The following is a 24482-nucleotide window of genomic DNA, read 5'->3' as shown; positions in this document are numbered from 1 at the left end:
TCTTGCAACTACTTCAAAAACACAGGAGTAACAGAAAGCATGATATATCCCCAGTGTTGCCCTGTTTCGTGGTTGCCTTCTTTGAGCAGTTCCATGCTTTCTCCTGCAAACATTACCGACCAACCGGCACTGATAACCGCACCGGGATGAACTGCATAAGAAACGCCCAAATCCAGTTCGGTCCCCAGGTATTTTTTTGCGCTGTCCGATATTTTCCCCGCCGACGAAAAATAGTGTAAATGCCCTTCAAATCCAAGCTTGTCTTTTTTGTACTTGTACCTGATGTAAATGTCGTTCAATCCCACAGAATTAATGTGGTTTCCCACATAAAAATAGTCCATAAATCCGTTGAATTTGTGGTTGGTTCCGTAAAGTGGATTGAATGCGTACACTTTGTCGTATTTGTCGTGACTGTTTCCCGAAAGGTATTCGTACCCGCCCGAAATGCCATTTTTTAACGATGCCTCCAGTAGAAAATTTAAAGCGCTAATATCTGCCCCTGATGTGTGTTTCCCGGTTTGGTAGTACAGGTTTGCAGCAAAAGTTGCATTGCTGAGCATGTGGGTTACTCTTCCGCCAAGGGTTTGACTGTAGCGGGTTTCCTGTTTTTCGTCCGATATGTTTAACGGAACGCCGTTGTTCAGCAACAATAAACTCAGTCCTGTTTTCTCCCAGGTTTTATTGAACCACAAAAACTGCATGTTTTTGTATGCATCCGGCCCGTAGTAAAAGTTGTTGGTGATGTCCGGGCTTTCGTGGTGCGCTATTCCCAGGTGCAGTTTAATTTCGTTTTCAATTTTGAACAGGGCCAAATCGTGCGAACGCGCCTGGTGTGCCCAGCCCACATTGCCAAACATTCGGGAGTCGTCGTAAACCAGTTCCTGCCTGCCTGCTTTTACTGAAAAGTTTTTGGCAAGTTGAACCTCTGCCCATGCTTCGTGTATCGAAGTGGCAAAATCTTCGTTGGTAACCAGTTGTGGTTGCCCGCCCCAGTAGCGAACATCCTGCAGAACCAGCTTTGCTTTAATTGTTTCTGTATTGAAAATGGCGTTTAGCCGGGTTCGCTGCGCTGTTGTAACCGACATTTTCTGGTCTTCGGCTGCCAGTGATTTGTATCCCCGGCTAAATTCAGTCCGGGGCCTGAACTCGCCCGACAATACAAACTGCGCCCGGGCTTCAGAAAACATAAAAAGGGCAGCAGCGGCAAGAGGTAGAAAAATATTTCTGTTCATTCGTTTTTGGTTGTTTTTTAAGCGTTCAAAAAAATCAGTTTGTTGATGAAACATCCCACGAAGCTTCCCTTTTTTCGGCTTCTTCAAGCCATTGTGGGAGTAAGGTTTTTATGAACTCTTCTTTTTCCTCATTCAGTTTTTCTATGTCCAGCCCGATAAATTTCTGTGCTTTCTCTTTTGTTGAGATGTCGGGGTAGGGGAGTTCTTCATTCAGCCCGTATCTGAAAAGCAACCGTGCCAGTTTTATGCGGGCTTCCTGCGCAATGGTAATTCCGTTTGCAACTGTGCGGCTGATTTCCACCGGAGAATGGAACGAGCCGCCATGACTCGCCGCTGCGTAATCCCAACGCCACTGGGCATGCCGTATTCCCTGCAGAATTTCTTTCATTTGTTCTTCTGTCGCTCCCAGTTCCCATGCTTTTTGGGCTTCAACATGCGCCCTTACCAACAATCTCTCCAGCTCGTCCCGGTTTTCAATAATCCGATCCTGACGCTCGTAAACATCCTGAACCAGTTTTGCTGCTTCTTCGCGGTGGCAAACCTGGCATGAGTTTGCAATGTTGTTTAGTGGCGACTGCATTTTGTGGTCTGTGAATTTCTGTCCGCCTTCGCTCATGTAAGGCATGTGGCAGTCGGCGCACGATACGCCGCGTTTTGCATGAATGCCGGTCATGTAAACTTCGTACCCCGGGTGCTGTGCTTTTAGCATCGGCGCTTTGCTCATGGCATGTGTCCAGTCGCTGAATTCAATATTGTCGTAATATTCTTCCATCGCTTCGGCAGTAAATCCGTTGTCCCACGGAAAAGTCAGGTACTGTGCGCCTTCCACTACTTTTTTATTGAAATAGTATTCTACGTGGCACTGTGCGCAAACCAGGCTGCGCATCTCCTGGTAACTGGATTTGGTAATGTCTCTTCCCATCCGGTCGAAAGCTTCAATCAGCGCCGGCCTCGAAATCTGGAGGTTCATGGTTTTTTCGTCGTGGCAATCGGCACACCCAATGGGATTTACGATTTCGGATCCCAGTCGTGCCCACGAGCCGGAGTAAAATGCTGCCACACCGTCGCGGTTCATAATTCTCGGTACGTCGGGGCTTTTACATGTCCAGCAGGTTGCTGGCATCGGACCGTCGTTGGCATTTTTCGGGCCACCGGTTCTTAGGGTGTTGTGTATGTCGGTAACAGCATAATAGTGTCCGCGTCCCTGGTTGTAATTTTTTGCAAAACCGTATCCGGCCCAAAGTACAACAAGGCGAGGGTCTTCTTTCAGCATGTCAATCATGGTGTTGCCGTTGTATTTGCTTCGGAAAGTAGTGTCCGCTGTTCCGTAATACGACTGGAACTGGCGCGGGTAGTTTTCTCCCCACACCTCGTTTCGCGGCTCAAACGGCTGAATCTCCGTTTGCGGGGTGCTTACATAAACGGCTTCCATGCGTCGTTCTATAATAGACGAAGCTAAAAGTCCCAAAAGAAATACTGCTACAATGGTTGCAAAAAAGAGCATCCATGCCAGCCATGGGCGTTTTTCTGTTATTTTCATTTTGCTATTTGTTTTGTGTGATTTTAATTTTTCGAGTTCGTTTTTAACCAGTTGGGAACCGGGTTTTGTGGCAGTGGCACACGGGCGTCGGGCACGCTGGAAAGACTATTTACCCTTCCATGCGGAACTTCGCGGTGGCAGTCCCAGCACCTGCGGTTTGTTCGGGTAAAATGATGGTTTTCTACTGTGGCTTCAAGTTTGGGATCAACCAGAAGTTTCGAATGGCACCTGATGCAGTTTTTTTGTACAGCATCTGCGCCTTCTTCTTTAATAAATATTACCTGTGGCTCATCTCTGAGTGTGAAAACAGTAGCATGGCGCAACCCGTCTTTCGCCTTAAAATAGTACTTGTTTAGCACGTTGTTGTGCGGCACATGACAGTCGTTGCAATTGGTCCACTCTCGGTGCGAGCTGTGTCCCCATGTTGCGTATTGTGGCGCCATAATGTGGCAGTTGGTACATGTCTCCGGGTTGTCTGAAAGATAGGAATGAGCTTTGGACAGATAAATCGTCAGGAGACCCAGTCCGGTGAAAACAGCTAAAACTATTGTAACCGGGAGCTTCCATTTTGGTGGTGGCAGGTAGTTTTTTAGCATGGTTTGGAATAACTTAGTTGTGGTTTGCAATTTCAGTTTAATTTTACTCTAAACCTGTAACAGATGTTACAAGTAGATGAGAATATTGCCGTGAAAATGCGTTATTTAAAAAGAGAATAAATAGGGAGACGATTTTGGAAGTTATTCCCTCTGTTTTAAGCGTTTTTTTTGCTTCCACTGAATTTAGCAGCAACGTATTGGGAAAAGTCATTTTTACAAAACATAATTTTCGGGAGAATTGACAAATTTTATAAATATGGTGTTTGCTGCTTACAATTTTTAAATTTCCTTTTATTTTTGTTTGAAAATTGAAAAGTTTGCAGGGCTGTTTTATTATTAACAGTTTTGCATTAAAAACCAAAAATCAACTGTTATGGCATTTGAAATTGCTGTTTTTCTTAAAAACAAGATAGCTCATTTTGAGGGTGTCACTAATATTCTGAAGGCGGAAGAAATCAATATCCGGTCGCTGACTCTGAATAATATATTAAACGGATGGGGAGTATTAAACCTGTTGGTAGACCAGCCCGAGAAGGCTTACCGGGTGCTTGCCGAGAAGGGAAATTCAGTTGCGTTGCGCGAGGTGATTGCTTTGGAAATGAAAGATGAAGCAGGCGGACTGGATCATCTGCTAATGAGGATTTCCGGCGCGGGAATCCATATTGAGAATGCATACACCCGGCTTATTTCCCAAACCAACATGGCCATTCTTATACTCGATGTGCCGGACGTGCTGGAGGCCAAAAAATTGCTCTCGGATAACAATATCCCGGTTCTTGACGATAAAACGGTTTACGGAAAATAGAGAATAAAATTTCCATCAGCAAAGGAATTGCGGGTGTAAACAATTTGAAAAATATACGAATGATTTGGAACGAAAAAATAGAATGTGCGTCACGCGATGAAATGACTGCCATTCAGAGTGAAAGGTTGGTTCAGGCGGTACAGCGTATCTACCACAACATTCCCAGCTACCGGGCAAAAATGCAGGAAAAAGGGTTGCTTCCCGGAGACATTAAATCGGTTGAAGATTTAAGCAAACTTCCTTTTTCAATAAAAACTGATTTGCGCGATAATTACCCGTTTGGCATGTTTGCCGTGCCCATGAGCGAAATTGTTCGGGTTCACGCCAGCTCCGGAACCACCGGAAAACCAACGGTAGTAGGCTACACGCGAAACGATTTAAACATGTGGGCAGAGGTGGTAACCCGGGCACTTTGCATGGCCGGAGTCCACAAAAACGATATTGTACAGGTGGCTTACGGTTACGGTTTGTTTACCGGCGGTCTCGGATTGCATTACGGAACCGAAAACCTTGGAGCAACTGTAATTCCTATTTCCGGAGGGAACACAAAAAAGCAGATTCAGTTGATGCAGGATTTTGGAACATCCGTAGTTGCCTGCACGCCTTCGTATGCACTTTTTCTGGCAGAAGTTATGCAGGAAATGGGAATCGACCCCGCGGATTTAAAACTTCGGGTAGGTATATTCGGAGCCGAGCCGTGGAGTGAAAATATGAGGCGCGAAGTGGAATCGAAACTGAAGTTGCGGGCCATTGATATTTACGGGCTTAGTGAAGTAATTGGGCCTGGAGTTTCCTGCGAATGCGAGTGCCAGGCCGGAATGCACATTAACGAGGACCATTTTATTCCCGAAATAATTGACCCGGTAACATTGGAGCCGCTGCCTCCGGGCGAACTGGGCGAACTGGTTTTTTCCACCGTAACCAAAGAAGGAATCCCGATTTTGCGCTACCGTACGCGTGATCTGACGCGACTTGTTTACGAAAAATGCGAGTGCGGAAGAACACTGGTTCGTATGGAAAAATGCACCGGAAGGTCAGACGACATGCTTATTATCCGCGGCGTAAATGTATTCCCGTCGCAAATTGAAAGCGTGCTGCTCGAAATGAGCGAAACCGAACCACATTATTTGTTGATTGTGGAACGCGAAGGATCGCTGGACGTATTGAAACTGCTGGTGGAAGTTCAGGAACAGTTTTTCTCCGACGAAATTCGTGCACTGGAAGCATTGCGTAAGAAAATCACGGCTAACATTCAGGGCACGCTGGGCATTTCGGTAGATGTAAAACTGGTGGAACCAAAAACCATTGAGCGCACTGCAGGAAAATCTAAACGGGTAATCGACAATAGAAAAATCTGAAAATTATGAAAGCAAAACAAGTTTCTGTATTTCTTGAAAATAAATCGGGCAGGCTCAACGAAGTTGCCCAGATCCTTGGTGAGTCAGACATCAATATTTCTGCTTTTACCGTAGCCGATACTTCTGATTTCGGGGTGTTGCGACTCATCGTTTCAGATCCCGAAAAAGCTTGTGAAGTGTTAAAGGCGAAGCATTTTTCGGTACGTACAACCGACGTGGTTTTGGTAAAAAGCAACAACCGCCCGGGGGCTTTGTCACAAATGCTCAAAATTCTTAATGCGGAAGGTGTGTTTATCGAATACCTCTACGCTTTCTCCATGAATGAAGATGCAGCGGTTATTGTAATTCGGCCAACCAACATCGAAAGGTGCGTGGAAAAACTTCATAAACATAAAAACGAATTGCTGGATAACGACTAAATTTTTGGTGGTTAGGTTAAAATTGAAAAGAACCAAAAAGCCTGTGACCTGTTCTAAACTCAGAATGTGTATATTTGAAATCAATTTAAAAAGATTAGATGAAGCGTATAGCAGTACAGGGAATTGTGGGGTCTTTTCATGAGGATGCCGCGCAGAGATATTTTGCTGAAGATATTGAGGTGGTTGAGTGCAAATCTTTTACCAGTGTGTGTAAGCTGGTTGACACCGACCAGGTTGATTATGCGGTTTTGGCAATTGAGAACTCCATTGCAGGAAGTTTGCTGAAAAATTACCAGTTAATTCGCGATTATCATTTGCGGATTATCGGAGAAATTTACCTCCATATTCAGATGAACCTCATGGCAGTTCCGGGCGTAAAACCGGAGGATATTACAGACATTTATTCGCACCCTGTTGCGTTGCAGCAATGTGTGGAGTACCTCGAAGAATATTTTCCGAAGGCTGAACTGCACGAAGGAATGGATACTGCAAGTTCAGCCCGGTTTATTTCAGAAGAGCGGCCGACAAACGCCGCTGCTATCGGAAATCTCAGGTCTGCAGAATTGTACCAGCTCAACATACTTGATAAAGGAATTGAAACCAACAAGAAAAATTATACCCGTTTCCTGATTCTTGCCAAACATGGAAACCATTCAAAAGATGCAAATAAAGCTTCGTTGTGTTTCGAAGTGGGGCATTTTTACGGCGCGCTTGCAGGGGTGTTGAATGTTTTTACGGAGAAAGAAATTAACCTCGCAAAAATTCAGTCGGTGCCTGTTGTGGGGCGGCCAAATGAATACACCATTCATGTGGACGTGGAATGGGAGAATATGGAAAATTATGAAAAAGCAATTCATCAGGTGTTGAAAAGTGTTTCGAGTCTTGCTATTTTAGGCGAGTATAAACGCGGAGATATTAGTGTTCACGATCAATAAACAGATAAACATAACGATATGGACAAAATTGCGATTTTCTTTGGCCCGGAAGATGGAGCAGTCGACCGGGTAGCCCAAAAAGTAAAAAATGCCATCGGCGAAGAAAAAGTGGTGATGATACCCGTAAAAGGTGCCACCGTTGCCGACCTCGAAAAATACGATAAAATTATTTTTGGCATTTCAACCGTTGGAAAAGAAACCTGGCACACCACGTACAATAATGTGGACTGGGCCAATTTTTTGCCCGAAATCGCTAAAACCCGTTACGAAGGCAAAACAGTTGCTGTTTTCGGATTGGGCGATCATGTAACCTACGGAGCTACATTTGTCGATCACATCGGGCTGCTGGGGCGCGAGCTGATGAAAAACGGAGCAACTCTGGTGGGGCAGGTGCCAACTGACGGTTATGAGTTTGACGACTCGGAAGCAGTTGTTGACGGCAATTTTATCGGGTTGCCGGTTGACGAGGATTTTGAACCGGAATTAACCGATGAGCGGGTTAAAAACTGGGTGGAACAAATTCGTCCTGAATTCGAATTTTAAAATTTTATTATATAAAGAAAACTGAATTTGCACCGGAGTTTTATTGCGGTGCAAATTTCGTTTTAGTTTAACAGTTACGCTTTAACAATGTAGCAATGAATAATTCGCCTTTCAATAAAGAAATAATCGATAAAAAAATTAAAGAGCTTCGTATTGCCGACCCCGGCAAAGCTTCGATAAGGGTAATTGTGGCGTTGGTAAACCTCGTTGAAGAGGAAACCGGAGCTAAATATGTACGTATGGAAATGGGGGTTCCGGGATTGCCGCCGGCCCGCGTTGGCGTAGAAGCCGAAATAGAAGCGCTGAAAAAGGGAGTTGCTGCCATTTATCCGATGGTTGACGGCATTAAACCCCTTAAAGAAGAGGCTTCGCGCTTTGCAAAAAATTTTTTGAATATTGATGTCTCTGCCAAAGGCTGCATTCCAACGGTGGGTTCCATGCAGGGGACTTATGCTGCATTTATGGCTGCGGCCAATGTAAAAGAAGGAAAAGATACCACTTTGTTTATCGACCCCGGGTTTCCGGTGCAGAAACAACAAATGATGGTACTCGGGCAGAAATACGAAACATTTGATGTGTTTCATTTCAGGGGAGAAAAGCTGCGTCCAAAACTGGAAGAATATCTCTCAAAAGGGAACATTTGCTCCATTGTTTATTCCAGCCCCAACAATCCTTCCTGGATTTGTTTTAACGAAGAAGAGCTGCAGGTTATCGGAGAACTGGCCGATAAATACGATTTGATTATAATGGAAGATTTGGCCTATTTCGGGATGGATTTTCGGCAGGATTTTTCAAAACCCGGAGAACCGCCTTATCAGCCAACTGTGGCAAAGTACACTGATAATTATATTTTGTTTATTTCCAGCTCAAAAATATTTTCATACGCCGGCCAGCGTTGTGCTTTAATGATAATTTCCGATTCGCTGTATAAACGCGATTATCCCGCTTTGCAAAAACGGTTTGGCGGAACCGATTTCGGAAGCACTATCACATTGAGGCTGCTTTATGCGCTGTCGTCAGGCACTAGCCACTCTGGCCAGTATGCCATGGCTGCCATGCTGAAAGCCGCTAACGAAGGGCATTTCAATTTTATTGAAGACATAAAAGAATACGGCGAAAAAGCCCGCGAGATGAAACGGCTTTTCCTTGAAAACGGATTTGATATTGTTTATAAAAACGATTTGGGAAAACCCATTGCCGATGGTTTTTATTTCACCATTTTGTATCCGGGAATGACCGGAAACCAGTTGGTCGCAAATCTGCTGTACTACGGAGTCAGTGCTATTGCGCTCGACAATACCGGCAGTAACGAAGAAGGGATTCGGGCATGCGTTTCATTTGTACAACGGGAACAGTTTGGTGATTTGGAACACCGCCTGAAGCTGTTCAATGCTCATTTTTCCGGCAAAGACTGACACACAACCGGATGGATCCCAAAAAAGTAATTTCCCGTTACAACCTCACGCTTGAGTTACTTCAGAATCTGGAACTTAAAAATAAACCTGTTGTTCTGAAAAAAGGGGAATCTTTTATTGCATACGGCGAAAAAATACAGAAAATCGGCATTCTTATTAGCGGGTTGCTCTATTCAACTTACATTGCCGAGGGCGGAACAGAATGGGTTTCCCGTTTTTTCTTTCCGCCCAATAATTTTATTGTAAGCAACCACCGCGGGTTTTATCAGGGAAAGAGTTCCAGCGAATCCATCAGTGCGTACGAAGACTCAGAATTGATTTGCATTGAAAAGGAAGAGTTTAAACATTTGCTGGATAATCATCCCAAATTTGAACGAACCGTGCGTATTTTAGCAGAAGAAAGCTATGTTCAGGCGTTGGAGCGCATTCACTCCTTTCAATCGTTAAACGCAGAGCAGCGCATCCGAAAATTTTTTGAGGAGTATCCCGAGCTGGGGAAAAAACTTCAGCGGCAGCATATTGCTTCATATCTGGGTATTCATCGCAACATACTTACACGTTTCCTTTATAAAATTTGATATACGCAACATTAGTTGCATAATTTTTATTTTTTTTGAAATAGTTTTGTCAAACAGAACCGGATTTAAATCAGAATTACAGAAATAATAATAATTTGTTAGTAGTATATTCTATTGATTTACAAATCTTAACCCTCCTTCAAAATAGTAGAATAACCTGATTTTTATGGTGTTTTCAGGTAAAAAAGGTTTTTAAATTTAGCAGAAAATTGAATTAATATGGCAAAAGTAAGAGGAGCTGTCGTAGTCGACACAGAAGTTTGCAAAGGCTGTGAGTTATGTGTTGAATCCTGCCCTGAAGGTGTTTTAGCTTTGCACCTGGAGGTGAATAGCCGGGGGTACCACTATTCGTACATGAAAAACCCGGAAGCATGTATTGGCTGTGCCAATTGCGGTGTTGTTTGTCCCGACACCTGCATTACCGTTTACCGGGTGAAACTTTAGTGTTGAAATTCAACCGGCATTGTTTTGGTATAATTTTAAAAATGTGTTGAAATAAATAAAACGATATACAATGGGAGAACTTAGGTTAATGAAAGGAAATGAGGTGCTGGCCGAAGCTGTAATCCGCTGTGGTTGCGATGGCTATTTCGGCTATCCCATTACACCTCAGTCTGAAATAATGGAAAAGCTGATGGAACGCCAGCCCTGGACCGAAACCGGCATGGTTGTTTTGCAGGCTGAAAGTGAAGTGGCTGCAATTAATATGGTGTACGGCGCTGCGGGCACCGGTAAAAAAGTGATGACATCCTCGTCGAGCCCGGGGGTTAGCCTGATGGCAGAAGGAATATCCTACATTGCAGGAGCCGAGCTGCCCTGCCTGATAGTTAATGTACAGCGCGGAGGCCCGGGGCTTGGTACAATACAGCCCTCGCAGGCCGATTATTTTCAGTCTGTAAAAGGCGGAGGCCACGGCGATTATAAAATGCTTGTGCTGGCTCCTTCTTCCGTTCAGGAGATGAACGATTTTGTAGACCTTGCTTTCGAACTTGCTTTTAAATATCGTAATCCGGCAATGATTCTGACCGACGGAGCCATTGGCCAGATGATGGAAAAGGTAGAACTGTCGGACTACAAAAAACGCTGGACAGAAGAGGAAGTGGTAGAGAAAAACGGCAGTTGGGCAACAACCGGAAAACCTGCTTCCCGCCAGCGCAATGTAATTACTTCGCTGGAGCTCGATTCAGACAAAATGGAGCAAAATAACCTGAGGTTTCAGGCAAAATATCGCAGGATGGAAGCCGAAGAACAGCGTTACGAAGCCATTCAGTGCGACGATGCCGAATACATTTTTGTGGCTTACGGAACATCGGCACGCGTTTGCCAGAAAGCCATGGAAATTGCACGGGATAAAGGATTAAAAGTAGGACTGCTTCGTCCGATAACTCTTTTCCCGTTCCCCAAAAATATTGTTAAAGAACTTGCTCCAAAAGTAAAAGGTTTCTTATCGGTTGAAATGAATGCCGGCCAAATGGTGGAAGACATTAAACAAGCGGTTTATGAAACTCAGATATACCGGAAGGTTGAATTTTTCGGCAGAATGGGCGGAATTATTCCTTCTCCGGGTGAAGTGGTAGATGCGTTGGAACAAAAATTAATTGGGGAGGAAAAATGATGGACATCAAAGAAATAGTAAAACCTGAAAACCTGGTTTACGGAAAATCAGAATTGTTGATTGATACCATAATGCACTACTGCCCGGGGTGTACCCACGGCGTTGTTCATAAACTAATGGCAGAGCTGATTGACGAAATGGGGCTGCAGGAAAAATCTGTGGGTGTGGCGCCGGTTGGCTGCGCGGTTTTCGCGTACAACTACATTGATATCGACTGGCAGGAAGCGGCCCACGGAAGGGCTCCGGCAATTGCAACAGGCATTTCGCGGCTGAATCCCGAAAAGTTCGTGTTCACCTATCAGGGCGACGGCGACCTGGCGTCTATCGGGGCAGGAGAAATTATTCATGCCTGCAACCGAGGCGAAAATATACTGGTCGTTTTTATTAATAACGGAATTTACGGAATGACCGGTGGACAAATGGCGCCTACTACGCTCGAAGACATGGTAACTTCAACCACTCCCTGCGGAAGAGACGTTGATTTGAACGGATACCCGTTGAAAATGACAGAGCTGGTTGCCCAGCTTCCCGGAACATCGTATGTTACCCGGCAGTCGGCTCAAACTGCTCCTGCCGTGCGCAAATGTAAACGGGCGCTGAAAAAAGGTATCCGGAATGTTCTCGACCGGAAAGGAACTTCTTTTGTTGAAGTCGTTTCTACCTGCAACTCGGGGTGGAAAATGTCTCCGGCAAAAGCAAATAAATGGATGGAAGAAAATATGTTCCCGTATTATCCGCTGGGAGATTTGAAAGACGGCGAAAAAGGAAATCCTGTTTCAAACAATTAAATGCCAGAAATTATGACAGAAGAAATGATAATTGCCGGTTTTGGAGGACAAGGTGTACTTTCCATGGGGAAAATTATCGCCTACTCCGGAATTATGGAAGATAAAGAAGTTACCTGGTTTCCTTCGTACGGACCCGAAATGCGTGGAGGAACTGCCAATGTTACTGTTATCGTAAGTGATAAACGAATCAGCTCTCCGGTTTTGCATGAATACGATACTGCGATTATTCTGAACCAGCAGAGCCTCGATAAATTTGAAAAAGCAGTGAAACCGGGCGGAACCCTGTTGTACGATCCCAACGGAATTGTTAATCCTCCCACACGAACTGATATTCGGATTTTTAAGGTGGAAGGAACCCGGGAATCTGTAGAAATGGGAAATCCCAAGGTATTTAATATGATAATTTTGGGAGGTTTCTTGAAAGTAAAACCTATTTTGAAACTGGATAACGTAGAAAAAGGGCTGGAAAAATCGTTGCCCGAACGTTATCACAAACTAATTCCGCTTAACCTTGAAGCCATTAAAAGAGGGCAGGAGATAGTGGAAACAGTAAAAGAAGTTTAGCTTACATTTTTGAGGGAAATGAAATATTGTAAAAGCTATCTGGTTTTGGCCGGATAGCTTTTTTATTTTCTGTTAGTTTGCGGCTTTGGTAACTTCCAGCTTTTCGTTGAATGTGAAAATTTGCCCTGATTTTGTTTTTGTCTCGGCAGTTAGTTCTCCGTAAATTACTTTGCACGGATTGCCAAGCAGTGATTTTACGGTTGCTTCCGTGAGATTTCCGTTCTCCCATCTCAAATTCACTTCAAAACCTTCACGCGCCCTAAGCCCTTTAATTTGTCCGCTTTTCCAGGATGGAGGAAGAGCCGGTAAAAACTGGAGTACTCCGTTGTGGCTTTGCAGCAGCATTTCGGCAATGCCCGCAGTAGCGCCAAAGTTTCCGTCGATTTGAAATGGCGGGTGGTTGTCGAATAGATTCGGGTGGGTAGATTTGGCAAATAGAGCCTGAATATTTTCCTGCGCCGCCTGGCCGTCTTTTAACCGTGCAAAAAAGTTGATGATCCAGGCGCGGCTCCAGCCGGTGTGCCCGCCGCCGTGTTTTAGTCGTCCCTCAATCGATTTTCGCGAGGCTTCCATCCATTTGGGATCGTTGGGGTCAGTAAATTCTTCGCCCGGATACAACGCGTATAAATGTGACATGTGACGGTGCCCGGGTTCTGCCTCCGGCAGTTCTTCCGACCATTCCAGAATGCGCCCGTCAGATCCGATTTGCGAAGGGGTGAGTTTGGCAAGCAGCGTGCGCAGCGTGTCTGCAAACTGTTTGTCGGTGTTTAATATTTCTGTTGTTTTTATGCAGTTGGTAAAAAGCTCGCGAATAATTTGGTGATCCATAGCCGGCCCCATGCAAACAGCTGCTTTTTCTCCGTTAGGCGCAATAAACTTGTTCTCGGGCGACATGCTCGGTCCGGAAACAAGGAGGCCTGTTTTGGGATTTTCTACCAAAAAATCTACAAAGAAAAGAGCTGCATTTTTCAGCACCGGATATGCTTTCTCTTTAAGAAATTTCATGTCACCGGTGTAATCGTAGTGTTCCCAAAAATGGTCGGAACACCAGGCAGCACCCATTGGCCACATGCCGTAACCGGTCATTCCGATGGGATCGGTAAATTTCCAGATGTCGGTAGTGTGGTGTGCAACAAACCCGCGGCAACCGTATGTTTCCTTAGCTGTTTTTGCGCCTCGTTCCCGCAGTGCATCCACAAATTCAAAAAACGGCTGCTGCGTTTCGGCCAGGTTGGTGACCAATGCCGGCCAATAGTTCATCTGAATATTAATGTTGATGTGGTAGTCGGCATTCCAGGGTGGAGTCAGCGATCCGTCCCAAATTCCCTGGAGGTTGGCGGGCAACCCGCCCGGCCGCGACGAACTGATGAGCAGGTACCTTCCAAACTGAAAATAGAGTTCGGTGAGGTGAACGTCCTCGGCACCATTTTTTACTCGTTCCAGCCGTTTGTCGGTGGAAATGTTCAACGTGTCAGGGGCGTTTAGTTTTAAATCTACCCGGTTAAAAAGCGTCTGGTAGTCGGTAATATGATTTTTTTTGAGCTGCTCAAAATCGGTGGATGCTGTTTTCTGAATATCTTGTGCCGATTTCTCTTTTTCGTTTTCTCCATGGAAATCAGTCCTCCCGGAAATCAGCAGAACAACTTCGTCGGCGTTTGTTACTTTAATTTTTTTGCCATCAGAAATTACTTCTCCTCCGGTATTTTCGATGTTTACAACCGAGGCAAAATGTGTTCCGATGCCGTCGTTTTGGGCGAAACCATCCATCAGCAACTGGTTGTTGTTTGCTGTCACCAGTTCAGCGTCGCCGGGGCGTTCCATCCATGTTTCAAAATTTAATTTAGCTTTTTCCGAAGCCGAAAGTTTTACAACGATTACCTGATCGGGAGCCGACGCAAAAATTTCGCGGGTGAAAATTGTTCCGTTCGATTCAAAGTTTGTTCTGGTTATTGCGGTGCGCAGGTCCAGTTCTCTTTTGTAATTCGAAATTTCGTCCATTCCTTCAAAATGAAAAAACAGATCTCCCAGTGTTTGGTATGTGTGTTTGCCAGCATCAATGCGGGTTCCCATAATTTTTTCTTGTGCCAGTCGGTCGCCTTCTGCATATTTTCCCTCGAACAAAAGCTGGCGAACTTTATCCAGGTTTTCCAGCGCTTCGGGGTTTGCCCGTGTTATGGGGCCACCAGTCCACACCGATTCTTCGTTAAGTTGAATGCGTTCGGTTTGCGTTCCTCCAAAAACCATGGCCCCCAGCCTTCCGTTCCCGACAGGAAGAGCCTCTGTCCATTCGTCTGCCGGTTCGGTGTACCAAAGTTTTAGTTCTCTTTCCGGTGCTTGTTTTTGTTGGTTGCATCCCTGAAAAAATAATGCAATAAACAGGAAGGACAGAAAAAATTTTTGTGTCATTTTTTGTTGGTTTGATTTGTTAGAAAAATTGAATGGAGTTATTGGTCGTTTCCGCGTTTGGTTTCAATCAGAACTACTCCGTTGGCTCCACGGGAGCCGTATATGGCAGAGCTTCCGTCTTTTATTACGTTAATGCTTTTTACCTGCACCGGAGGAATGGAGCTGAGTGCGCTGCCGTCAACCGGAACTCCGTCGACAATAATTAGTGCGGCGCTGCTGCTGTTTATTGAATTTATTCCCCGAATGATGATTTCTCCGTTGGTGATTTGAACTCCGGCAAAGCGGCCTTTTATCAGGTCGTAAATATTACTGTACTGGCTAAAGTCCATGTCTTTGCTGTTCAACGATGCCAGTGCATTGAGTTTGTCCCTGTCGGAAACATGCCCGTACCCAATGGCATATTCTCTGTTCTTTTCGCCGGGTTTTAGTTTTAGGTTGATGGCGGCGATTTTGGTTTTTTCTTCAAGTTTAACCTTCTGTGTATAAAAACCGGAGGCACTTACTTTCAGCCTGTCGCCGGGATTTATGGCAACCGAAAATCTGCCAAGCGAATCTGTCAACACAACGTGTTTTGTGCTTCTCACCTGTACTTCTGCATCAATAAGCGGAATGCTGTCGAAAGTGGTTACAATTCCGTGAATGATTTTTTCCTGTGCTTCTGTTGCCAGAGCAAGGCAGAGTGCAGCAAGCAGAAGGAATGATTTAAAAAAAATGGTATTCATGGCTTGTTTTTTAGTTTGATGTATATCACAAATTTAGTTTAAAAATCAAACTTTTAACAGGCCGGCCACCAAAAAACATTTTCAGGGAAATGCTATTCTACTTTTTTGCTTTGACGATTCGTTTTATCCGGTACGGTGTTTTTTTCTGCGATTCGAAATAAGTTCGCATTTGCAGCTCGGCAATAATCCCGATAGTTACAAACTGGATTCCTCCCATCACCAAAAGAATGCCCAGTAAAAGCAGCGGTTTTCCCCAAATGTCGTAACCAATAATTTTCAGAATTAGCATATAAACATTGATGAGCGCTCCTACCAGAAAAGTTACAATTCCTATTCCTCCAAAGAGGTGCATTGGGCGTTGTAAGTATTTTTTTAGGAAGATCATCAGCAAAAGGTCGCTCATTACTTTTGTGGTTCGGCTGAGGTTGTATTTTGATGTGCCGAACGTGCGCGGACGGTGGTTTACATCAATTTGTGTAATCCGCGTTGCTCCTTCGAGGGTAGCCAGCACCGGGATAAAACGGTGAAGTTCTCCGTAAATATGAATGCTTTTTATGGTTTCTTTTGTGAAAATTTTGAGGGTGCAGCCCAGGTCTTTCATTTTTGTTCCGGTTGACCGGCGAATCATGTAGTTGGCAATTTTTGACGGTATTTTCCGCAGGAACATGCCGTCTTTGCGGTTGGCGCGAACACCGGCAACCATATCCCAGCCTTCGTTTTCAATCATGTTGAGCATTCCCGGAATATCTGCCGGGTCGTTTTGCAGGTCGCCGTCAATAAGTGCCACGTACTCTCCTTCGGCCTGGTCGATGCCGGCCTGCAGGGCAGAACTTTGTCCGTAGTTTCTTCTCAGCTCGACCAAAATAAAGCGGTCGTCATTTATGTTAAGAATCTCTGAACGGGTGCCGTCGGTTGAACCATCATCCACAAAAATGGCTTCAAAATCGATATCTTTTAAGGCTTGCTGAATTTGTTCCGAAAGGGGTTTTATGTTGGGCTCTTCGTTAAAAACGCAGATTACCAGTGAGAGTTTCTTCATTTTATGAAAGTATTTTGTTCCTGAACTTTTTGAAATTTTCGCAAAGGTAAACAAATCCGTTGCAAAAACGGCTTCTTATTTGTCTTGATTCAATTTCCAAATATATGATACCCTGATTGTTTTATATTCCCAGTGTTGCAGCCCGTGCTGGTACTGAAAACGAAGCGCTTTTTTATGAAAGTCTTTTCTTAGATCGAAGTTTAGCTGAACCGGCCTGTCGCGCTCGTTTTTGTACCCCGAGTAGCCCGAGCAGGACGCCGAAATCAACCAGTTGTTTTTGATGAAATCGGTGCCGATTCCGTAAAGCAGGGCATCGTTCTGGAGATTCAACTCGTCGTTGGTCTGCCAGGAGTAAAAGCCGATCATGGCAAACGGTTTTAACGCACCGGTTTCTGAATTTCCGAATTTCTTCGAAAAGCTGAGATCCAGAAAATAGGCCGGGCTGTCGATGTAGCGCGCTCCTTCCAGCATATTTCCCGAAGCCGTTTTAGTACCAAAGCGAAACAATGTATTGGGAAATTTTCTGCCTTTAATTATCTGAACCAGGGTACTGAAGTAGAAATCGCCAATGGCTGTTCCCTTGCCGTCTTTTATACGTGAATAGCGTTCGTTTCTTATTTCTTCTGAAAAAGCAAAGCGTTCGAAAGCAACGCCGTACATTTCTATTGCAACCGTATTTTTTGCAAAAGGAATGTAAATGTATCCCGAAATATCCTGGGTGGGATCGCCCTTGTGAAAATGGTTCGATGCTGTGAGTTCAATCTCGGCTGATTTAAACAATTCGCCTTTCTGAACGTGAGGGACCGGCAGTGCATTGGGACCAAAATACCCGGGGCTTATTATCATCCAGTTGCGCCAGCCCGGGTCGCCCACTTCCCAGCCATGCAGAATATTCCACCATGAAACATCGCCTTCTGCTGTTTGTGCCGTTCCCCGAAACGCACCCAGCCACACAATAAGAATAACTATAAATCGGAATTTCATTGCATTAAAAATACCGGGTAAAAATAAATAAAAAAGGACTGCAAAATATTACAGTCCTTGTTATGATTATAAATTCAGTTTTTCTCTGATTCCCGGTGGAATGGCATCTTTGTGTACCATAATACACATTGTCTTATATTTTACATAAGGTTTCGATGCGTAAAAATAACCATCGAATTTGTTGTATTCGCCCCACGAATTTTTCACTTTGTAAAAAGTGTTTCCGTCGCGGTCAACGGCAGTGCCGATAATATGCATCCCGTGGTCGTCGGTGGTCTGGAAATTATCAAAAGCAATTTGCCTCATTTCCTGATCCACTTTCAGTTCCGGAACCGGTTTGTCCAGTTTGTATAATTCGTTTTCGCGTTCTCTTTCCGGCAATGCTTCCCAACGTGAGATTTCAGCGTCTGACATATCGGTTTGCGGTGCTGCAGGCAAAACGGCAACTCCTTTGTTTCCCGAAACAAATCCTTTTTCACTAACGTCGGCTGCCCATGCAATGGTAAATCCGTTGTTCAGCGAATAATCGATGATTTCTTCAAATTCATCCAGCGGAACGTTGTACATTTCGTCCCACGACCAGTTGTCGGGGATTTCCAAAATAAATTTGGAATAAAACGGATGATGGGTGTACGATGTAATTTCCACGTAATCGTCCATGTTCAGCCCCATGTAGTTGTCGGCAAAGCTCATCGGCGTGTACGACTTTCCTTCGTATTCGAATTTTTGAGGCAGTTCACCTAAATAAGTATCCAGGATTTGAGTAAATGCATCGTGCCATGCGGTACTGAGTTTGCGGTTTTTGTTTTCGATTACTGCATCAACATATTCGCGCAATACCCGGTCCATCTCTCCATGTACGTGTTTATCCTCGCCATATTTTAGCCCGTCGTAAACCGATTCGGGAACTGCTCCGTACTTTGCAATCATGTTGGTAACATCGTGAAATGCACCGCCGGCTGAAAAATTCAGGTTGCCGTGAAGACGTACGTGTTTGGTTGCTTTTTCTGCATAAGTGTGCCAAACGGTGTACATTTCAGAAAGATTTACTTCGGGTTTACCCAACCGTATCATTTCAGACTCTAAAAATGAAAGCCCTGAAAATGACCAGCAGGTACCCGAACGGTGCTGATCTTCAACCGGTGTGGCAGGCAAAGAAATAACATCTTCAAATTTCCAAGCCTCCTTTTTCTCCTTTTTAACTTCATCTCCGGCAATTGCAGGGAGTGAAAAACTAACAACAAAGAACGCTGCCAGTATATTTATTGAACTAATCCTCATTAAAAAAAATCTTTATTACTTCTTATTTTTATTGATGCCAAAAGTAACAACAAAAAATTTCTTAACGAAAATTTTAACATTTAGAAACATTCTGAATACATTCAGTAGCTGTTGATGATTTTTTTAAATCTGAAACAGCTGGTCAAATGGTCGTTTATCATGCCGGTTGCCTGCATGTGCGCATATGCAACCGTTGATCCGATAAATTTAAATCCCCTGGATTTTAAGTCGGCTGAAATTTTATCCGACAGCAGTGTTTTTGCCGGAAGCTCGTCTAAGCAGGTGAAATTGTTTACAATTGGGGTGTTCCCGACAAATTTCCAGACGTACTTATCAAAACTCCCGAATTCCTGCTGAACCTTTAAAAAGCATTTCGCATTGTTTACGCAGGCATCAATTTTCTGCCTGTTCCGAATAATGGATTTATCCGTCATCAGTTGCGCTTTCTTTTTCTCATCGTAAGTTGCAACTTTTTCGGGGTCGAATTCATCAAATGCTTTTCTGAATGCTTCGCGTTTGTGGAGCACTGTCCTCCAGCTTAATCCGGCCTGAAAACTTTCGAGTGTCAGAAATTCGAACAACCGTTGGTCATCGTGTAAGGGAACTCCCCATTCCGTGTCGTGGTATTTAATCATCAGGTCGTCGGCAGTTGCCCAGTTGCATCGTTCACACATAATTCAGATAAATTTGCTGAAAAAGTTAAATAAAATTAATGAATCAGGCCCCTGTTTCCTTTTAATATTATTTTTGCTAATCATTAAAACAAGAATGAAAAAACTTACGACCATACTGTTCTTACTGCTTTCTACGTCGTTTATTGCCGAGGCGCAGTTAAATATTAATCATTACATCAGAGTTGGGCGCACACGTATTTCCATCGGCAACTATACCGGTGCAATAGAATATTTCAATATTGTAATAAAATTCAAACCATATCTTCCCGAAGCCTATTTCTACAGGGGAGTGGCCAAACATCAACTTGAAGATTTCAGGGGAGCCATTCTTGATTATGACAAAGCCATAGAAATAAAACCTTTTTATCCGCAGGCATTCATGAATCGCGGAATGGCGTATCATAATCTGGGGGATTACAAAAAGGCCATCGAAGATTATAACCGCGGGCTGGAGTTTGATCCTGAAAATGAATCGATATATAATAACCGCGGAATTGCAAAACTGGCGTTAAAGGATGTGGAAGGCGCTATTGGTGATTACAATAAGGCGTTGGAAATTAATCCGAAATCGACCAATGCGCTGATGAACCGGAGCAATGCGCATATTGTGGAAGGCGATGTAAAAGAGGCGATTCGTGATTTGAACCAGGTAATAATAATCAGGCCGCACTTTGGCGGGGCGTACCTCAATCGGGGACTGGCCCGTTTTGAAATGGACGATTTTGCTTCTGCCCTGCGCGATTATGATCAGTCAATCAGGCTGGAACCAGACAATGCACTGGCGTTTAACAACCGCGGAATTGTGAAACATAAACTGGGAGATTACGAGGGAGCTATAATGGATTACGATATGGCACTGAAACTGAATCCTGAAATGGCGAGTGCATATTTTAACAGAGCAATGGCACGCGAAATTTTGGGGCGTCCGGGATTCAGGAGCGATTACCAGATTGCAGCCCAGCTTAATCCGCAATTCGATTTGGAAAGCCGCCGAATTGACGCTGAGCAGCTCGCGCAGAACCAACAACAACAGCAACAACAGAGCCAGCAACAGCAATCTTCGTCTGCACAACAGGCGCAGCAAAGTTCGGCTTCGCAAAACAGCACGCAGCAAAATACTAACTCTGCAACCACCAAAACCGATTCCGATAAAGATAAAAAGGAAGACGATAAAAAGGAGGAGGACACAAAAAAACGGAGGCAGCGAATTAATCTTGTTGTGGAAGATTCGCGCGATTTGCCCACCGACGATGAGGAGGAAGTTGATGACGGTAGAATTCAGAACCGAAATATTGTAATCGACCTGCAGCCGATTTTTATTGTTTCAGCATTTGAGAAAAATGCCGTGGATTATGAGCGCTCGCAGTATTACAACCTGGCCATCGACGAATTAAACCAGGCCAATAATTATAATCCGCTGCTGACCATAACCAACAAACCGGTTTCTGAATACCAGGATGTTTTTGAAAATTTCATTCTATATTTTAATGCCCGGCTGAAAATTGATGAAAGCGCACACAATTACCTTAATCGTGGAATATTTTACAGCTTAACGGGAGATTTTAATGCCGGACTGGAAGATTTAGACCGGGCCGTTAACATGGACAAACGGCAGGCTATTGCTTTTTTCCTGCGGGGAAATACCCGGTATAAAATGCTGGAACAGATCGAGCTTTTAAACACTACTCCCGAAGAAAGAACAGTTTCGATAGGAAGTAATAATTTGCAACCCGGTGAAGAGACTTTGGTTGATTTGCCAGAGTACCAGAAAGTTTTAGACGACTACCAGACGTTGTTGTACCTCAAGCCCAAATTCTTTTTTGGCTACTATAATCGAGCATACATAAAATTACGACTGAAAGAATATAAAAGTGCCATTGAAGATCTAAATATGGCCATTGAACTGGAACCCGAATTTGCCGAAGCTTATTTTAATCGCGGTCTTACCAAAATTTTCCTCGACGATGTTGAAGGGGGAGCACTTGACCTGAGTAGGGCAGGTGAGCTTGGAATCCAAGGCGCGTACAACATTATAAAAAGGTATTGCAACTAGCCGTAAAAGCCGGTTCTTTTTGTACTAATTCATTTATTCTCATATGATAATATTTGATTGTTAAGATGTTGTTATCTTCTGTTAAACAATAAATTTTGAAAATAACTAAATGCTTTATTAGTAGTGTTTTAGTTGCTATTGTTTGTCGGGTTTTTTGACGGCCATTTTCTTAACCCATCCTTTTTTTGTTTCTTTGCAGTGCTTTATGCTAATTTTTCCAAAAGAAGCAAACGCAAATACCGCCAGTTTCATTAGTGAGTCAAAACATAATTCAGACTTAACTGGTATTGTAGACTTAAAATTCCGAATAAATATTCTGTTTAATCTTTCAGGCAAAAATGTTTGCTTGAAAAACTATTCTGGTGCATTTGCTCTCTGATTTTTGAGGGAGGGATTCACTGTCCTTTAAACAGCTCTGATTAAGGAAAATAATTGTTTTATATATATAGCTTATGGTTTTAAAAAGGAACTTTTTAATTATTTTTTTACTGCTTTTTTCATTTTCGACAATTGCTCAAACCGAAGAAAAAAAGGATGGCTTTAAGATCGGTGGCGCAGTTCGATATAATGTGTTATCAACCAATTACGAAAATAGTGTAGGCAAACTCAGTCCGCAAATTACCTGGGATACCTGGCGATTGAACGTGGACGGTTCCATGTCTGGAATTGATCTGAGTTTTGAATACCGTTTTTATCCTACTTACGGCACCCACTTCATCCATCACGGATACCTGGGGTACGCGTTCTCCGATAATGTTTATATGAAGTTAGGCGTTTCGCAGGTGCCTTTCGGAATAACAAAGTATGCCTCACACTCCTGGTGGTTTCAGGGGGCATACTATGTTGGCCTGGAAGACGATTACGACATGGGAATAAAATTCGATCTTACACCGGCTGAGAATATTGAATTGTCTCTGGCTTATTATCGTCAGGCAGAGCCGGAAGGGCCTAAGTTCGGTGGAGATGTGACTTTTGGAAATGCCGGTCCGGGAAGGTATTCTTACGACATTGTTCCCGGAAACGGAGCCTTTGTTAACAGCAACGGCGAAGCTGAAATGGCAGCCGCAAGTTTGCGCGAACTCAACCAGGTGAACGCACGGTTGGCCTGGCACTTCCACAAAAACTGGGAAATGGGTGTGTCAGCCCAGGTTGGCGGCATCTACAACTCAGTACTCGATGATTCGGAAACATCTACCGCTTTTGCCGGCCATCTGGTTGGCGACTTTGGGCGGTTTAATCTGAAAACGGAAATCATTCATTACAACTACCGGGCAAAATCAGACGATGGTCGGGATTTAGACGTGGTTCAGATGGGGGCTTATGGTTATGAGTACTTCAGTGGCGACGGATACACCGGTGGTGTTGCAGCAAAGGCAAATATTTATGTAGCCGGAATTGCATATACCATTCCCGTGGAATGGGGCCCGGTTTCCAGTATTCAGCCCTATGTAGATTACACGTTAATCGACAAAGCCGTTGATTCTTTTGCAGACACCCAGCATCTTGTCCCGGGGTTCTTAATCTCTGCCGGACCGGTTTACACTTACGTGGATTATGCAATGGGGAAAAACCAACCCTGGCTAACCAGCTCTTTCGGAAAAGGATTGGGCTCGGGGGTAGAAGATGCTGATTGGAATACCCGTTTTAACATTAACGTGGGGTACTATTTTTAATAAATGAATGTATGACAGAAAAATCAAAAAAGAATATAAAACTGAAAGTTGAGGATTTGACCCTCATTTTCGGAAAAAGAAAAAAAGAAGCTCTGGCCTTGCTCAATAAGGGAGTTTCCAAAGAAGAAATTCTGCGGAAAACAAAGTGCACCGTGGGTGTAAACAAAGCCAGTTTTGAAGTTCGTGAAGGAGAAATATTTGTGATAATGGGGCTTTCCGGAAGCGGAAAATCAACACTCATCAGATGTTTGAACAGGCTGAACGAACCCACCGCCGGAAAAGTGTTTTTTGACGGACACGACATTACACGCGAAGGGAATAAAGAATTGCTGGAAACTCGCCGGCACGAAATGAGTATGGTTTTTCAGAAGTTTGGACTGCTTCCACACAAAACCATTCTGGAAAATGCAGCGTTTGGTTTGGAACTGAGAGGAGAACCAAAGGCCGAACGCGAAAAAAAAGCACTGGATGCACTTGAAACAGTTGGCCTGAAAGGTTATGAAGACCAGTATCCGGCAGCAATGTCGGGAGGGATGCAGCAGCGCGTAGGACTGGCCCGGGCTTTGGCAAACGACCCCGCTGTGCTGTTAATGGATGAAGCATTTTCTGCACTCGACCCGCTAATTAAATCCGATATGCAGGATGAGCTTTTGCAAATTCAGGATAAGTTGCGCAAAACCATTGTGTTTATTACCCACGATTTGGACGAGGCCATTAAAATTGGCGACCGGATTGTAATTATGAAAGACGGGATAATTGAGCAAATTGGAACTGCCGAAGAGATTCTGACAAACCCGGCAAGTGAATATGTAGAGGCGTTTGTGGAGAAAGTGGATCGCAAAACCATTATCACCGCCGAAACTTTAATGTTTAATAAGCCAACGCTGATTCAACTTGCAAAAGATGGTCCCAAAGGGGCAATTCGTAAAATGCGCACCGCCGGGATGGACGCGCTGCCGGTTGAAGACGAAAACAGGAAATTTTTAGGATACGTTTGGCTGAAAGACACACTGAAACTTGCTGAAGCCAAAGAAACATCGGTAAGTAAAGCGCTGAGAACTGATGTTCCGAGTGTGTATAAAGATTATACGGTGGAAGAGATGCTTCCCCTGATTTCTAACCATAGATATCCACTTGCAGTGGTCGATGAAAAATCAGGCAAACTGCTCGGCCTGGTTGCCCAGACTTCTCTCATTATTGAAGCTACCCGCTACGGCGACGAGGAAGTGAATGAATTAATTGAAAAAGCTAACGATATTTAA

Annotated in this window: 23 protein-coding genes; 14 read left to right on the top strand and 9 right to left on the bottom strand. The window is 44.1% G+C overall.

Annotation, left to right across the window (positions count from 1 at the left end; translation table 11 throughout):
- Nucleotides 1-8: 8 nt before the first annotated feature.
- The 3 genes from BUB08_RS09465 to nrfH are packed head-to-tail and all read right to left on the bottom strand — an operon-like array spanning nt 9 to nt 3398.
- On the bottom strand, nt 9-1232 hold the full coding sequence (locus BUB08_RS09465) for an alginate export family protein (protein ID WP_175549982.1): 1224 nt from the start codon (nt 1230-1232) through the stop codon (nt 9-11).
- Between the two features lie 34 nt (nt 1233-1266).
- Nucleotides 1267-2772 carry an ammonia-forming cytochrome c nitrite reductase gene (gene nrfA, locus BUB08_RS09460; RefSeq protein ID WP_073001158.1) on the bottom strand — a complete coding sequence of 502 codons (1506 nt, stop codon included), beginning with the start codon at nt 2770-2772 and terminating at the stop codon, nt 1267-1269.
- Between the two features lie 23 nt (nt 2773-2795).
- Nucleotides 2796-3398 carry a cytochrome c nitrite reductase small subunit gene (gene nrfH / locus BUB08_RS09455; protein WP_245820186.1) on the bottom strand — a complete coding sequence of 201 codons (603 nt, stop codon included), beginning with the start codon at nt 3396-3398 and terminating at the stop codon, nt 2796-2798.
- Between the two features lie 343 nt (nt 3399-3741).
- On the opposite strand from nrfH, the gene BUB08_RS09445 reads away from it, so the two are divergent.
- The 11 genes from BUB08_RS09445 (at nt 3742) to BUB08_RS09395 (ending at nt 12388) form a co-directional block, all read left to right on the top strand.
- Nucleotides 3742-4173, top strand: a complete 432-nt coding sequence (locus BUB08_RS09445) for a hypothetical protein (protein WP_073001154.1) — start codon at nt 3742-3744, stop codon at nt 4171-4173.
- A 59-nt stretch (nt 4174-4232) separates the two neighbouring features.
- Nucleotides 4233-5531 carry a phenylacetate--CoA ligase family protein gene (locus BUB08_RS09440; protein ID WP_073001152.1) on the top strand — a complete coding sequence of 433 codons (1299 nt, stop codon included), beginning with the start codon at nt 4233-4235 and terminating at the stop codon, nt 5529-5531.
- 5 nt (nt 5532-5536) lie between these two features.
- Entirely contained in the window at nt 5537-5950 is a 414-nt protein-coding gene (locus BUB08_RS09435; protein WP_073001151.1) for an ACT domain-containing protein, read from the top strand.
- A 98-nt stretch (nt 5951-6048) separates the two neighbouring features.
- Nucleotides 6049-6885, top strand: coding sequence for a prephenate dehydratase (locus tag BUB08_RS09430; RefSeq protein ID WP_073001149.1), 837 nt, complete (start codon nt 6049-6051; stop codon nt 6883-6885).
- Nucleotides 6886-6903: 18 nt separating this feature from the next.
- Nucleotides 6904-7428, top strand: a complete 525-nt coding sequence (locus BUB08_RS09425) for a flavodoxin (RefSeq protein WP_073001148.1) — start codon at nt 6904-6906, stop codon at nt 7426-7428.
- Nucleotides 7429-7523: 95 nt separating this feature from the next.
- Entirely contained in the window at nt 7524-8843 is a 1320-nt protein-coding gene (locus BUB08_RS09420; RefSeq protein ID WP_073001145.1) for an aminotransferase class I/II-fold pyridoxal phosphate-dependent enzyme, read from the top strand.
- 11 nt (nt 8844-8854) lie between these two features.
- Entirely contained in the window at nt 8855-9421 is a 567-nt protein-coding gene (locus BUB08_RS09415) for a Crp/Fnr family transcriptional regulator (protein WP_073001143.1), read from the top strand.
- Between the two features lie 219 nt (nt 9422-9640).
- A complete protein-coding gene (locus BUB08_RS09410) occupies nt 9641-9865 on the top strand; it encodes a 4Fe-4S binding protein (protein WP_073001141.1) in 225 nt (74 codons plus the stop codon).
- Between the two features lie 70 nt (nt 9866-9935).
- Nucleotides 9936-11036 (top strand): 3-methyl-2-oxobutanoate dehydrogenase subunit VorB, encoded by a 1101-nt coding sequence (locus BUB08_RS09405; RefSeq protein WP_073001139.1) that lies wholly within the window; start codon nt 9936-9938, stop codon nt 11034-11036.
- Nucleotides 11033-11824 carry a thiamine pyrophosphate-dependent enzyme gene (locus tag BUB08_RS09400; protein ID WP_245820185.1) on the top strand — a complete coding sequence of 264 codons (792 nt, stop codon included), beginning with the start codon at nt 11033-11035 and terminating at the stop codon, nt 11822-11824. The genes BUB08_RS09405 and BUB08_RS09400 overlap by 4 nt, the downstream gene beginning before the upstream one ends.
- Nucleotides 11825-11836: 12 nt before the next feature.
- Nucleotides 11837-12388: a 2-oxoacid:acceptor oxidoreductase family protein gene (locus BUB08_RS09395; RefSeq protein ID WP_073001658.1), complete on the top strand. Its 552-nt coding sequence runs from the start codon at nt 11837-11839 to the stop codon at nt 12386-12388.
- A gap of 72 nt (nt 12389-12460) precedes the next feature.
- Here BUB08_RS09395 and BUB08_RS09390 read toward each other — a convergent pair whose 3' ends face one another.
- The 6 genes from BUB08_RS09390 to BUB08_RS09365 all read right to left on the bottom strand — a co-directional run bounded on the left by BUB08_RS09390 (nt 12461) and on the right by BUB08_RS09365 (nt 19494).
- On the bottom strand, nt 12461-14794 hold the full coding sequence (locus BUB08_RS09390; protein ID WP_083570676.1) for a glycoside hydrolase family 95 protein: 2334 nt from the start codon (nt 14792-14794) through the stop codon (nt 12461-12463).
- Nucleotides 14795-14832: 38 nt separating this feature from the next.
- Complete coding sequence (locus BUB08_RS09385; RefSeq protein ID WP_073001135.1) at nt 14833-15516, bottom strand: TonB-dependent receptor plug domain-containing protein; 684 nt, start codon at nt 15514-15516, stop codon at nt 14833-14835.
- Between the two features lie 97 nt (nt 15517-15613).
- Nucleotides 15614-16555: a glycosyltransferase family 2 protein gene (locus BUB08_RS09380; protein WP_073001654.1), complete on the bottom strand. Its 942-nt coding sequence runs from the start codon at nt 16553-16555 to the stop codon at nt 15614-15616.
- Between the two features lie 75 nt (nt 16556-16630).
- Nucleotides 16631-17539 carry a hypothetical protein gene (locus BUB08_RS09375; RefSeq protein WP_073001133.1) on the bottom strand — a complete coding sequence of 303 codons (909 nt, stop codon included), beginning with the start codon at nt 17537-17539 and terminating at the stop codon, nt 16631-16633.
- A 66-nt stretch (nt 17540-17605) separates the two neighbouring features.
- Nucleotides 17606-18820, bottom strand: coding sequence for a C1 family peptidase (locus BUB08_RS09370; protein WP_073001131.1), 1215 nt, complete (start codon nt 18818-18820; stop codon nt 17606-17608).
- Nucleotides 18821-18921: 101 nt separating this feature from the next.
- Nucleotides 18922-19494, bottom strand: coding sequence for a DNA-3-methyladenine glycosylase I (locus BUB08_RS09365; RefSeq protein ID WP_073001129.1), 573 nt, complete (start codon nt 19492-19494; stop codon nt 18922-18924).
- A 94-nt stretch (nt 19495-19588) separates the two neighbouring features.
- Between BUB08_RS09365 and BUB08_RS09360 the strand changes: the two genes are divergently transcribed.
- The 3 genes from BUB08_RS09360 (at nt 19589) to BUB08_RS09350 (ending at nt 24482) form a co-directional block, all read left to right on the top strand.
- On the top strand, nt 19589-21547 hold the full coding sequence (locus BUB08_RS09360) for a tetratricopeptide repeat protein (protein ID WP_073001127.1): 1959 nt from the start codon (nt 19589-19591) through the stop codon (nt 21545-21547).
- 452 nt (nt 21548-21999) lie between these two features.
- Nucleotides 22000-23220, top strand: coding sequence for a hypothetical protein (locus BUB08_RS09355; RefSeq protein ID WP_073001125.1), 1221 nt, complete (start codon nt 22000-22002; stop codon nt 23218-23220).
- 11 nt (nt 23221-23231) lie between these two features.
- Nucleotides 23232-24482 carry a quaternary amine ABC transporter ATP-binding protein gene (locus BUB08_RS09350; RefSeq protein ID WP_073001124.1) on the top strand — a complete coding sequence of 417 codons (1251 nt, stop codon included), beginning with the start codon at nt 23232-23234 and terminating at the stop codon, nt 24480-24482.

It is taken from the genome of Mariniphaga anaerophila (assembly GCF_900129025.1).
Lineage (GTDB): Bacteria > Bacteroidota > Bacteroidia > Bacteroidales > Prolixibacteraceae > Mariniphaga > Mariniphaga anaerophila.
This window is presented reverse-complemented; position numbering and strand designations above follow the sequence as displayed.